This window comes from Victivallis vadensis (genome assembly GCF_003096415.1).
Taxonomy (GTDB): Bacteria; Verrucomicrobiota; Lentisphaeria; order Victivallales; family Victivallaceae; genus Victivallis; species Victivallis vadensis.
On the sequence record NZ_QEKH01000061.1, the window covers coordinates 1 to 11,780 of the forward strand.

8 protein-coding genes are annotated in these 11,780 nt (G+C 59.3%); all 8 read right to left on the reverse strand.

All coding sequences use genetic code 11. The features are described 5' to 3' along the window. Positions 1 to 5 precede the first annotated feature (5 nt). Entirely contained in the window at positions 6 to 2,036 is a 2,031-nt protein-coding gene (locus tag C8D82_RS19990; protein ID WP_116886064.1) for a hypothetical protein, read from the reverse strand. Positions 2,037 to 2,039: 3 nt separating this feature from the next. Further along, positions 2,040 to 2,765, reverse strand: a complete 726-nt coding sequence (locus tag C8D82_RS19995; protein WP_116886065.1) for a hypothetical protein — start codon at positions 2,763 to 2,765, stop codon at positions 2,040 to 2,042. A 14-nt stretch (positions 2,766 to 2,779) separates the two neighbouring features. Then, on the reverse strand, positions 2,780 to 5,383 hold the full coding sequence (locus C8D82_RS20000) for a glycoside hydrolase family 2 TIM barrel-domain containing protein (RefSeq protein ID WP_165833230.1): 2,604 nt from the start codon (positions 5,381 to 5,383) through the stop codon (positions 2,780 to 2,782). Positions 5,384 to 5,499: 116 nt separating this feature from the next. Next, positions 5,500 to 6,228 carry a type II secretion system protein gene (locus tag C8D82_RS22000; protein WP_116886067.1) on the reverse strand — a complete coding sequence of 243 codons (729 nt, stop codon included), beginning with the start codon at positions 6,226 to 6,228 and terminating at the stop codon, positions 5,500 to 5,502. A gap of 616 nt (positions 6,229 to 6,844) precedes the next feature. Beyond that, a complete protein-coding gene (locus C8D82_RS20010) occupies positions 6,845 to 7,930 on the reverse strand; it encodes a LacI family DNA-binding transcriptional regulator (protein WP_116886068.1) in 1,086 nt (361 codons plus the stop codon). A 186-nt stretch (positions 7,931 to 8,116) separates the two neighbouring features. Then, positions 8,117 to 8,773: an HD domain-containing protein gene (locus C8D82_RS20015; RefSeq protein ID WP_116886069.1), complete on the reverse strand. Its 657-nt coding sequence runs from the start codon at positions 8,771 to 8,773 to the stop codon at positions 8,117 to 8,119. Continuing rightward, positions 8,773 to 10,929 (reverse strand): ferrous iron transport protein B, encoded by a 2,157-nt coding sequence (gene feoB, locus C8D82_RS20020; RefSeq protein ID WP_116886070.1) that lies wholly within the window; start codon positions 10,927 to 10,929, stop codon positions 8,773 to 8,775. The genes C8D82_RS20015 and feoB overlap by 1 nt, the downstream gene beginning before the upstream one ends. A gap of 61 nt (positions 10,930 to 10,990) precedes the next feature. Next, positions 10,991 to 11,677, reverse strand: a complete 687-nt coding sequence (locus tag C8D82_RS20025; protein ID WP_116886071.1) for a metal-dependent transcriptional regulator — start codon at positions 11,675 to 11,677, stop codon at positions 10,991 to 10,993. Positions 11,678 to 11,780: the final 103 nt, after the last annotated feature.

Genomic DNA, 11,780 nt, shown 5'->3' on the forward strand with positions numbered 1-11,780 from the left:
CAAGGTCAATGTCCGATGGTTTTCCACATCGCAGACGACCACTTTGCGGAGACGTTCCGGATATTTGTCTTGCGAACCACGCAGAAAAATGACTTGGTCGAATACGGCGAAAAGCTGTTCACGCCGCCGGGCATTCCCGGATCAGCCGGGAGTTTCCGCACCGCCACCGCCAGTCTGGCGCCGCCCGATGCTCCGGTCAGCTCCAGCGCGTCGATCAGGCAGGTACGGTTCCCGCGCCGCCAGCGGATCGCCTCCGGCAGGCCGGAAAGTTCCGCCAGCGGGTGAAATTCGCCGGAAGCATCTTGGAACTCCGCCGTTTCATCCGGGATCGGCAGCACGAATGTGACCCGGTCGCAGTAATGCCCCGCCATCCCCTTCAGGCCGAAATCCAGTTCGATCCGGTCCGCGTGATAGCGGTTGTGCACGTAGAAATCGAACCGGTTCGCCCGATCCCGCCGTTGCCAGTTCAGTTCGAGAAACTCCCCGTCTTTCAGGAAGAGATTGCAGGGGGCGTCATAGGGATCGAACGCGGTCGAATCGAGCATCGCTCCATCCGGTGAGCGCCGGACCGTCACGGAGGTATCGTCCTCCGGCGAAGTCGAGCAGCTCAGGAAGCGGCGGCCGTTGTGATCGTCCAATTCGATATGCCACAGCGAAGCCGCCGGGAAACTCGCGGCGTACAAAAGTTCGTTTTTCGAGAAAAGCGTCGCCAGCGGAGCGCCGCCGATCAGCGTGCCGAGGTTCGGGTCGCCGTAACAGGGGACCACCGGAATATTCCGCAGACAGGTGTGCCCGGCGAAAGAGGTCTCGTATTCGGGAGTGCTGATCCGCAGCCAGCCCGCTTCCCACGCGAACGAACCATAGGCCGGCGGCTCAACCGGAGCAATCGCGTCAACCTCGCCGAACTCGGCCAGCGCCCGCGCGATCGAGCCGTAGAAACGCGCGCTCGCCAGCTGCGAAAACTGCGCTTCGATATTGATCTTGTGGCCGTAGGGCTGCGCCTCCGGCAGGCCGCTTCCGGCATAGGTCGGGCGGCGCTTCACGAACTCCATGTAACGGTCGACATACCAGCGGCAGTACCCCGCCAGTTCGGGCAATCCCAGCACTTCGGCCAGCGCGGCGGCTTCGAGCGGAATCCCCTCCACCAGCACCGGGCCGTACCAGGCGCGGTGAATGCCGTAGCCGTCGAGGTCGCTAGAAAGGTTCCCGGCCCGGCTCAGGTTGCGCGGCAGTCCGGCGATATAGTTCCGGCACAGCCAGTCGAAATCGTCGCGGCGCTCGAATACGCCGTGCTTCAAGGCGTGCAGATAGACGAACATGAATCCGTTCGGCTCCGTGCAATAGTAGGCTGGCGTGTGGGTGTTGGTCGCGTGCCGGTCGGTCAGGCCGCCGCCGCAGACGTAGTTCCAGGTCCAGTCCGGGTTCAGGCTCGGCTGAAGCAGCGGGCCGTCCACCGCGGCGGCATGGGTATAGCGGTAAATGCCGCGGTCCAGCGCCAGCTTGAACCGCTCTTTCCAGACCGGATCGCCGGAAAGCAGCGCCATCCAGTAATAGATGCGCAGTTCGAAGCGGAGCTGCTGGGTCTTGCCCTGCGCCCCTTCCGGGAAACGGATGCGCGGATGCCGCTCCGCCAGCCGGGTCAGCGCCGCAAGCACCTGCTTTCGCTCCTCTTCCGGCAAACCGATTTCGGAGGCGTAGCAAAGGCTGGTTCCCAATGCGTCGCCCAGCGTGGAGGCGTAGGCGGGGTGGTCGGTGAAACCGTTGTCGGTCAGGCAGTAGCCGTCCTCGCGCACCTGCGTGGCGAGCCAGGCGGCCAGTTGCGCCGCCCGGCCCGGACGAACCTGTTTCAGGCCGAGTTTCTCCGCATAGACCAGATAGTAGAGCGCATGAGCGCAGACGCCGCCCGGATCATAGGCCGGATTGCCGGAGGAAACCGGAAAATTCAGATAGTAACTTCCATTCCAGCAGCTTTCCAGAAACTCATGGAAAGGACTTTCCTCCAGAAAATTCCGGAGCGAACCGCGCGGCGTTGTCATAACTTATTCTCCAATCGGATCAGAACTGAACACAATATCGCGTACCAGCAGCGTCACGCCGCCGGCCTCGATGTCATAACGGTAATCCCGGCTGCCCAGATCCTGCGCCCACATCGTGCCGACCCAGCTCGACGCATGGCGGAACCTCTTGCCGGTCTGCCAGCCGCCGCCATTGAGCGCCACATCGCAGGTTCTGCTGTTGAAATCCAGCCTGATATCGACGGTGAACCATTTGCCCGGCTCCACCCGGCCGACCTTCTGCCACTCCACCTTGCCGTTGCCGTCGCCGTTGCTGACCAGCACATCGAACCGGTCCCCTTTCGGCTCGAAACCGATAAAGGCGGCGGTGCGGTTGTTGACCTGCTGCAGCCGCAGCGAGCCGACGATCCCCTTGCCCGCGAGTTCCGGGATCAGGAAAGAGGCGCGGCAGTAGACCACGCTCTGCTGGGCGTCATTCTCTTTGGCGCTCCACTCCGCGGCGTTGACCTGAAACCCCTTTTCGATTTCAAGGACTTTCCTGCCGTCCCGTTCGACGACTTTCGCGCCGACCGAATCCGGCGTGCGCGGCCACATGCCCCACGTCGGGCGCAGAGAACTCATCTTACCGGACGAATCGGTTTTCACCAGCACCGTCCCCGGCTCCATGTTGTTCAGGTCGAGCCGGTAGAACTCTCCGGCCATCGCTCCGGCGGCGGCGCACATCGCCAACGTCATGTACAGATTCTTCATTTTTCGTTTTCCTCCTATTTGGCCTCGGTGATCCGGTTGACCATTCTCGTATAAGCGTGCTTCAATCCGCGGTGGGTTTCAAAGCGGATTTCAAGGCGCAGCGAAGCGTCGTTGCGAAGTTCGGCGGGGCAGGCGATCCGCAGCGAACGGCCCGGCTTCAATTCGTCGAGCCACTCCGACTCCACCACATTGTCCGGCGAAACCAGCTGGATGCTGACCTTGCGCAGTGTCGCGACATCCTGATTTTCAAACTTGATCGTATTGCCTTCCCGCGTCAGTCGGAAAGGCGCCATCACCTTCTGCAGGAACTCCCGGCCCCGCACGTCGAGCAGTTCGCCGTGGTGGGCGTACAGGAAGCCGCCGACGCACCCTTCGGTGTTGCGCATCGAAGCGAGCTTGGCCTCCATATCCTTTTCCCACTGGGCGATATCCTTTTTCCGCAGCGCGGTGCCTTTGGTCTCATTCTCGGTCAATCCCCATTCACAGAAAACGACCGGCATTCTGGTTTCCTGATAGATCTCCTTCATCATCTGCGTGAAGTCATCCGGGAACCGGTAGCTGTTGTAGCCCAGCACCCCCTGCCCCGCGGTGAAGAACCAGTCGGTGCCGAACGTATCCAGATTGGCGTAGGTGACCGGGCGGCGGTCCGGGTCGAACTTGTGCAGATACCGTTCGGCCGTTTCCAGATACCGGTCCATCAGCACCTTGTCGTTGTAGCCGGCGGTATGGTGGTTCTCGTTGCCGGAGTTCCAGAAAAGGATGTTCGGGTATTGCGACAGCGTCAGCGCCATCTCCTTGTGCGCATCGGTGTTGAACTCATGGTCCGGCGCTTCGAGGTTGCCCAGCGCGACTTCGGTCGTGTTGCAGGAGCCGGAGGCGTACACCGGCATCACCATCAGGCCGTAGTCCTGCGCATCCTGCAACTGCTGCGGCGTCGCGCCCTCGATCCGGAGCGCGTTGAAGCCGAGCTGCTTGTAGGTGCCCAGCATCTTGAGCCAGCGGCGGCGGGTCTGGCGGCGGTCGTTGTCCCACTCGATCCCGACCTCGCCGTTGATGCCGCGGATCACGAAACGGTCGCCGTTCACATAGAGCCGCCCGTCGCGCAGTTCGATCACCGAACCGTTGAAGGCGATATCCCGGCTGCCCACGCCGCGCCCCTCCCCGTCGAATGCGGTCAAGGTGAAATTCCAGCGGTCGAAACCGGCGGGAAGCCGCAGCGAGCCGCGGAAATTGCCCTGCCCGTCGACCGGCAGTTCAAGGCGGCGGTCGTGACCGGTCACCGTCACGCGTTTCACGCCGGGAACCGTCTTGCCGCTGAACACCCGTTCCACGGTGCCGTCGGCGGCGACCTGTCCGGCGTTGGTGCTTTCCGCCTGCACGAAAGCCGGGCGCGCCTCCACCAGAAGTTCGACATCGCCCAGCAGACCGAAGATATTCTTATAGGAACGGTCCTCGGTGTGCCGGTAAATCCACCACCCTTTGACCGGATTGCCGTAGAGCCGGATCGCCAGCGTGTTTTCACCCGCTTTCAGCGCATCGGTGACGTCGAACGCATAGTTCCACGGATATTCGCCGGTGTAGATCGGCAGCATCATCACTTCGGCATCCGGCAGGTCGGCCGGATTGAACGGGCACTTGATCCCCATGCGCTCGAAGTGCTGGAATTTCACCACCTCCTTGACCGGCTTGCCCCAGGTGTTGGTCTGGCGCGAACCGTTTTCCAACACCCACTCATGCCGCTTGCGCGCACCGGACTGGGTGCCGATCCGTTCGCCGTTCAAGTAGATCTCGGCGCTGTCGGCCAGGTCGCCGATGCGCAGGTAGACTTTTTCGCCCGCCTTCGGAGTGAAATTGAAATTCTTCTTGTACAGATAGTAGCCGCCGGGCTGATCCGCCACCGGCGCCTCCGGCACGGTCACGCGTTTCGCCGCTTTCAACGGTTCGCCGGGACGGGCGAACGAGGTGTCGGTGAGCTGGTCGTACTTCCAGGTGATGTCGCCAATAAAGCTCTTCTGAAACTCGCCGTTCAAGCTCACGGAGGAGACGAACGGATTGGCGTCCAGCGCCTCAGCCGGAACCAGCCGGTCGTATTTGCCCCGGTAGAACTTGCCCAGTTCCGGGTAATTGCGCCAGTTGTACTGTTCACGGTAGCACGCATTCTTCTGCTGCGTGTAATCGGGGGCGTTCTTCACCAGTCTGGTGCCGTGGATGCGGACCTTGGCCTTTCCTTTGGATTCGCCGCCGATATCATGCAGGAAAATATACAGATGGTCGCGGTTCGCCTTCAGCCGCTTCGCCGGCAGGGTGTCGAAATAGAAACGGTAGGCCCGCCGTCCCGGTTTCATCGTCGCCTCCTGCTCCACAAACAGCCGGGTCGGCCAGAACCGGGCCGGTTCGGAAAGGGAAGCGGCGATCCGCAGGATCGGCCGATCCACCTCCGCGTCAATTTCAAGATAACCGCCGGGCAGATATTCGGCGAGATCGAATTTCCCAAGATCGATATGCAGATAATTATCCTGGTTGGTCCGGTCGGTGAAGTCGATTTCAATCACACCGTCGTTCACCTTCGATTGGAAAGCGCCGGTATCAGAACCGTTATCCGACGGTTTGAACTGCAAATCCTTTTCCTGAAAGATCTGCGCTGCCCCCAAGCCGGCAGTTCCCAAAGCAAACGCCATGCCGGCTAACCAAACATATTGTTTTTTCATATTGAATCAATCTTTTCTTTCAGTTGTCAGATATTGGTCTTAGTGCCCCAGAGTTCCTTGGTCGCGATTGCGCTGCGGTTCGGACTCAGCCGGAATTTACCGGCGTTACCGCCGATATATAACATATTTTTAGCAGTACCGTCATGGGTGGCGGCAGTCTTGGCATTGATCAGCAGCAAACCGGAGGGTTCGTGCATTTCTACGTACTTAACCCAGGCAACCACCGTCGGATCGGCATCCCAACCGGTACTGAAATATTCCCCCATCGCCATAGTCGTACTCGGATTGCGGAAAGAGGAAATCTTTTTGTAATAAGGCCCGTCATACAGATTCAACTGAGTCGATCCCACCATGCTTTTATCTTCCATCGGCATAAAGAACAGATTCGGCTGAAGCGTGATGCCGAAATAGGTTTTCGTCCCATTGATATCCACCCCGCCGTCGTTGGAACGGATGCGGTTGCCTTGCGTTCCCGGGCAGCGCAGGAACTTCAGTCCGGAAGTGTTGATATATCCGGCATCATACAATACTTTTCCGACGCCGTAATCGCCGCGCCGCGAGGTTGGCGGCAAATCTTCGTTATCCGCGCCGTACAGACCGATGAACGTTCCCATCTGTTTCATATTGTTCAGGCAGGATGTCTGCCGCGCCGCCTCACGCGCCCGGTTCAAAGCGGGCAACAGCATCGCCGCCAGAATCGCGATAATGGCTATCACCACGAGCAGCTCAATTAAGGTAAAAGTTTGTTTTTTCATTTTTTCCTCCGTCTTATAATAGCAAGTATGTTAATATGATTGTGGTGTTTACCGCTTTATAATCATCTGTTTACTCCTGATTTTTCTCCGACGCGAAGCATCCTTCTGGCTCCACTTTTCAGTCGCACGTGATCATGTAATTATACTTAAGTTTAATTCGCCTTTCCGTATCGTTGCCAGTCACAAACTGGTTGTTATGTCTTATGCGGATGGCTCCGGAGGGGCTTTTTCAAAGCCTGCCCGCCTGCGGCGTGCACGATCGCCCGTCCGGACCTCCTGTTGACTTGCGAAGCACTTCCATTCGCGGGCGCGGCTTCGCCGCTTACTTGCCGGGCTGCGCCCGTCAACTCCTCAACGTTCGCTGCGCTCACTACGCCGGAGGGGCTTCGCTCTCTACGTTCGGCTTCGTCACTATCGTTCCTCGTTACTTGCCAAAGGCAAGTAATTCCCTCACATTCGTTCGCGGCGCTTGCCGCGCTTATTGTACGCCGCGTAAACGGCTTTGCAAACCAACCAATGCCTGTCTGTATCAGCCGCCGCGCGACCTCGAAGGGCGTAGAGCGCGCACCCGGCAGCGGCACCTTGCCGCACGCTTAACATACTTGCTATTATGGGACTATACGCTTTCCGGCCTGATCGAATCGCGTTTTTTCAGTTCACCGGCAATCTGCACGATCGAGGATACATTGCGCTGGTGGGTTCCTACTCCCTCCATCAGGTCGCAGAGCGTGCAGGAGGCGAAATATGCAACCTGATCGAACGGCATCGCCACCGAAGCCAGTGTCGGCGTCACCAGTGTCGGCAGATTTCCCGAATCATCCATGCCGATTATGCTCAAATCCTCGGGAACGCGCATCCCGCACGTCCGGCAGGCGCGCAGCAGGCCGAATGCGCCCCAGTCATTCCCGACCACCACCGCCGTCGGCGGTTCAGGCAGCGCCATCAGGCGGCTGAGCGCGCCGGAGAGGTCCGGCGGAACCGTTTCCGGCGCGGTGATGCTGTGATATTCGGCGAGCTGCAGCTCCAGCAGATATTCGTTACGGAACAATCCCGCGCTTTTCATCACTTCGATATAACCGTTGGAACGGGCGATGAAAATGCCGTTCTGCGCTTCATGATTCAAAAACGCGATCCGGCGATGCCCCATCTGCAGGAGTTCGCGCACCGCAATCGCACCGCCCGCGTGATTGTCCAGCACCACCTGCGGGTATGCCCCGGGCGTCGGAAGCGCGCCGAAACCGACGCAGGGAAGCCGTGAAATCAATTCTTCCGTATAATCCGGCATCACCTGATTGGTTTTGATCAGCACGCCGTCGGCGCTCTGCGAAATCTCCCGGACGATCTCGTCGGGATTCATGTCGGCCATATAGATCGCCAGCCGCGCGCCGCGTTCGCCGCAGGCGCGTTCGATGCCGGAGAGGAAAGTGGTCCACAATTCATTGCCTTTCCACGCCGATGACATGCCCGGCGAAAGCATCGCGATCGTCCGGATTTTTCGGCCGTTCCTCTCCGGAACCCGTTCGAATGTGTGCACCGGGCGGCGTCCGCGCCTGCCCGCCTGATAATTCACCTGCCGGATCACATCCAGCGTCCGCCTGCGAATTTCGTCGCTGACGTTGTCGGCGTTGTTCAGGATCCGGCTCACGGTTCCCACCGAAACACCTGCCATCCGCGCGATGTCCCGTATCGAATATTCCGCCATGAGTTTATTCCGTTCATTGAAAGTTCATCGTTCAACTATGATTAATTATACCAAACAATGCGGTAAATGTCAATAGCAAAACCAAAAATTTTGAACAATATTTTATCTGATGAACTTTAATGTTCAACAAGTGAACAAAAAAAATCCCGCCGGGAATGCGGGATAATGTGTCAGAAGGAACCGGTATTACAGGCCGGTTTCGGAGTTGAGCCGGTCAAAGAACTCATGCATGAATCCGGCCCGTTCCCCGGCGATGCGGCGGCCCGGGGCCGTCAGCATGCAGCCGGGCAGCTTGCTCAGTTTCACCAGATATTCCCGGTAGGCGGTATCCTCGCGGCTGTACTCCGCGGAACCGAGCGCCTCCTCGCGGGTGTTATGGAGCCGCGCGTGCTCACGTCCGGCAAACAGGAAAGCGCGGCCGATCCCGACCGCTCCAAGCGAGTCGAGCTTGTCCGCATCATAGACAATCTGCGCCTCAAGCGTCGCCGGGATCCGGTTCGCCCGGTAGCGGTGGGTCAACACCGCCTGCGACACCCGGTCGACTGTTTCCGGTTCAAACCCGGCTTCGGCCAGCAATGGCCGGACCAGCTCCGCTCCCAGTACCGCGTGGCAGAGCTTTCCCTTCGCGGCCATCTCCTCGGGACGGGCGAAGTCGTGCAGCAGCGCCGCCAGCCGCACAATCCGCAAATCGGCGGCGGGAAGCTCCTTCGCCAGCAGCTCCGCATTGCGCAACACCCGGAGGGTGTGATCGAAATCATGGCAGCCGCTGGCCCGTTCGAGCTTCTCCCTCACCGTTCCGGCCAGCCGCCGGAACGCCTCGTCAAATTCCATCGCCGTCATCATCACAGCAACAGCTTCGTGCCGAGCTGCAGCAGCGTACCGCCCTGATAGACGATCAGGGTCAGCACATAGGCAACCGCGGTAAAACCGGCGATCTGCAGGAAAGTCAGCTTCCACGAGTTGGTCTCCCGCTTGACCACCGCGACCGTCGCCATGCAGGGGACGGTCAGCAAACAGAAAAGCATGATGCAGAAAGCCTGCAGCGGCGTATACGCCTTGCGCAGCTGGCTTTGCAGCGTTTCGGAGGTCTCATCGGCACCCTCGATTGAGAAAAGCACGCCGAGCTGGGCGACGAAGATCTCCTTGGCCGCGAATGCGCCGATCAGCGCGGAGCTGACCCGCCAGTCGAAGCCGAGCGGTTTGAGCACCACGGCCAGCCCCTTGCCGATCCGGCCCGCGATCGAATACTGCAGCTTCTCGGACTGCATTTCTCCGCTCAATGCGGAAACCTGTTCCGTTTTTTCCTCCTGCGTCAGTTTTTTCGACTCCTCGACCTGCGCGATCTTCGCTTCGAAATCGGTGGAGAACTCCTTCTTTTCCGGGAAAGTGGTGATCACGAACATCACGATCGACGCAAGCAGGATGATCGTCGCCGCTTTCTGCAGATAGAGCACCGCCCGCTCCCACATCTGGATCAGGATGCTGCGCAGCGTCGGCATCCGGTAGGGCGGCAGCTCCATTACGAACACCTCCCCTTCCCCTTTGAAAATCGTGGATTTCAACAGCAGCGCGCCGCCGAGCGCCACCACCACGCCGATCACGTACATCAGCCACATCACCAGCGCCTGGTATTTCAGCGCGAAAAAGGCAGGGATGATCAAAGCGTAGATCGGGAGCCGCGCCCCGCAGCTCATGAAGGGGATCACCATAATCGTGGTCAGCCGGTCGCGTTCGGATTCGATGGTGCGGGTCGCCATCACCGCCGGGACCGAGCAGCCGAAACCGAGCAGCATCGGAATAAAGCTTTTGCCGTGCAGCCCGAACATGTGCATGAAGCCGTCCATCACGAAAGCCGCCCGCGCCATATAACCGGTCCCCTCCAGAAACGCGATTGCGATGAAGAGCAGCAGGATGTTCGGCAGAAACACCAGCACGCCGCCGACGCCGCCGATGATGCCGTCCACCAGCAGCGCCCGCAGAAACTCCGCCTGTCCCGCCGGCCAGATCGAATTGATCCCGTTGCCGAGCGCGCCGAACAGCATTTCCAGCCAGTCCATCGGATACTGGCCTACCGTAAAGGTGAACATGAAGACCAGATACATCATCACCAGGAAAATCGGCACGCCGAGAAACCGGTTCGTCACATATTTGTCGATGGTGTCGGAGAGCTGGCGGCGGCGTTCGTTGCTGATCGAAATCGCCTCCCGGCAGGCTCCGGCGATCACGCCGTAGCGGAAGTCCGCCATCAGCGTGCGGCTGTTGATCCCGTTCCGGGTGGTAATCGCCTCGCGCCACTCCTCGGCCGACGCCAGCAGCGACGCGAATTCCGGCCGCGCACAGATTTCCGGATCGTTTTCCAGCAGCTTGATCGCGAAATAGCGGGCCGGAACCAGCCGGGTTTCCGGCCGCTGCACTTTGGCGACCTCGTCGGTCAATGCCCGGATCGCCTGATCGGTCTTGGGGCCGTACTTCGGCTTGACCGGCCGCTGCGGCGTCGCCTCATGCGCAATGCGGTAGACCTCGTCGCGCAACTCCTTCATGCCGAAACCGGTCGAACCGACCGTCTTTACGATCGGAGCGCCGAAGAAACCGCTCAACTTTTCAAAATCGAAGTGCAGCCCGCGCTGCTTCGCGTCGTCGATCATATTGAACACCAGCAGCATCGGCAGGTCAAGTTCGGCCAGCTGCGTGGTCAGGTAAAGGTTGCGCTGGGCGTTGCCGGAGTCGACGACGTTCAGGATCAGGTCGATCCCGCCGTTCAGAAGCTCCTGAAACGCGACCTTCTCCTCCGGCGAGGAGTTCGACAGACTGTAAATGCCCGGCAGGTCGATGATCTCGATCTGGAAATCGTTGATCCGGCACATGCCGCTCTTGCGTTCGACCGTCACGCCGGGGTAGTTGCCGACGTGCTGCCGGGTGCCGGTCAGCTGGTTGAAAATCGTGGTTTTTCCGCAGTTCGGGTTACCCGCGAGCGCGATCCGGTAAATATGCTTATCCATGATAAAAAGCAATCCTGATTTTGTTAGATGCTGCTAAATTCATATTCAAAAAAAGCCGCCGTCAGTCGGCGAGCTTGACCCAGATATACTGGGCGTCTCCGGCCCGAAGCGACAGGCTGCTGCCCATCACCTTGATCCGCAACAGATCCCCGAACGGAGCACGGCCTTCAAACTGGAGCAACGTTCCCGGCACCAGCCCGAGATCCGCGAACTTCTTCAGGCCCCGCAGCCCTTCGGCCACTTTGACCACCACGGCGGATTTGTCTTTCGGAAGCTGGTCCAGCGAAATCAGCTCCTCGGTTTCATCCGGGCAGATTTTCGGCATGGTGCTGGCGAGGTATTCCCGCAGCGGCGCGCAATCCTCCCGGTCGGAAATCGCGTCGATCAGCGCCACGAAGCGCGAAAGAACCGTTTCGCCGATCACATGTTCGATCTTGCACGCGGTTGTGTCGGCCTCTTTGTTTTCCAACTTCAGAATCTCGGAGAAAAACTTTTTGAGGGCCGTATGCCGGTGACGGATCACCGCGGCGGTCTGCGCCCCTTCGGTCGTCAACTCCACGGGGCTGTGCGACTGGTAATGGATCAGCCCGCGCGCCGAAAGCGCCTGCAGCGCATTGGTGACCGACGGCATTTTCACGCCGAGCCGGTCGGCGATATCTTTGGTATGCGCATGCCCGTTGCGCTCGATGATCTCGGCGATTGCCTCGAGATAATCTTCCAGACTGCTGGAAATATCGTTTTTGCTCATAACAAGAAGATAATGTCCCAAATTTTGTGATGGGATGTGTTGTTTGACAAGGTTGCATCTGCCTTTTATTTTGAGTAACTCAAAATCTCAACATAAAGGGAAT